At 56.3% G+C, this 1,237-nt stretch carries 2 rRNA genes (1 of these 2 cut by a window edge); both read left to right on the forward strand.

The annotated features are described in order from the left end of the window. Positions 1–1,031: ribosomal RNA gene (locus ACH4G3_RS42310) — 23S ribosomal RNA — on the forward strand; it begins 1,796 nt to the left of the window's first position. An 89-nt stretch (positions 1,032–1,120) separates the two neighbouring features. Next, positions 1,121–1,237 (forward strand): 5S ribosomal RNA (rrf, locus tag ACH4G3_RS42315).

Genomic DNA, 1,237 nt, shown 5'->3' on the forward strand with positions numbered 1-1,237 from the left:
CGGGGCGAAGCTGAGAACTTAAGCGCCAGTAAACGGCGGTGGTAACTATAACCATCCTAAGGTAGCGAAATTCCTTGTCGGGTAAGTTCCGACCTGCACGAATGGCGTAACGACTTCTCGACTGTCTCAACCATAGGCCCGGTGAAATTGCACTACGAGTAAAGATGCTCGTTTCGCGCAGCAGGACGGAAAGACCCCGGGACCTTTACTACAGTTTGATATTGGTGTTCGGTTCGGCTTGTGTAGGATAGCTGGGAGACTTTGAAGCGCTAACGCCAGTTAGTGTGGAGTCGTCGTTGAAATACCAGTCTGGTCGTGCTGGATGTCTAACCTGGGTCCGTGATCCGGATCAGGGACAGTGTCTGATGGGTAGTTTAACTGGGGCGGTTGCCTCCTAAAGAGTAACGGAGGCGCCCAAAGGTTCCCTCAGCCTGGTTGGCAATCAGGTGTTGAGTGTAAGTGCACAAGGGAGCTTGACTGTGAGACCGACGGGTCGAGCAGGGACGAAAGTCGGGACTAGTGATCCGGCGGTGGCTTGTGGAAGCGCCGTCGCTCAACGGATAAAAGGTACCCCGGGGATAACAGGCTGATCTTCCCCAAGAGTCCATATCGACGGGATGGTTTGGCACCTCGATGTCGGCTCGTCGCATCCTGGGGCTGGAGTCGGTCCCAAGGGTTGGGCTGTTCGCCCATTAAAGCGGTACGCGAGCTGGGTTTAGAACGTCGTGAGACAGTTCGGTCCCTATCCGCTGTGCGCGTAGGAGTCTTGAGAAGGGCTGTCCCTAGTACGAGAGGACCGGGACGGACGAACCTCTGGTGTGCCAGTTGTTCTGCCAAGGGCATGGCTGGTTGGCTACGTTCGGGAGGGATAACCGCTGAAAGCATCTAAGCGGGAAGCCTGCTTCGAGATGAGGACTCCCACCTCCTAGAGAGGGTAAGGCTCCCAGTAGACGACTGGGTTGATAGGCCGGATATGGAAGCACGGTAACGTGTGGAGTTGACCGGTACTAATAGGCCGAGGGCTTGTCCTCAGTTGCTCGCGTCCACTGTGTTGGTTCTGAAACCACGAACAGCCCCATGCCATGGTCACGGTATGGTGCGGCTGACAGTTTCATAGTGTTTCGGTGGTTATAGCGTAGGGGAAACGCCCGGTTACATTCCGAACCCGGAAGCTAAGCCTTACAGCGCCGATGGTACTGCAGGGGGGACCCTGTGGGAGAGTAGGACGCCGCCGAAC

This window comes from Streptomyces afghaniensis (assembly GCF_044327915.1).
Lineage (GTDB): Bacteria > Actinomycetota > Actinomycetes > Streptomycetales > Streptomycetaceae > Streptomyces > Streptomyces afghaniensis.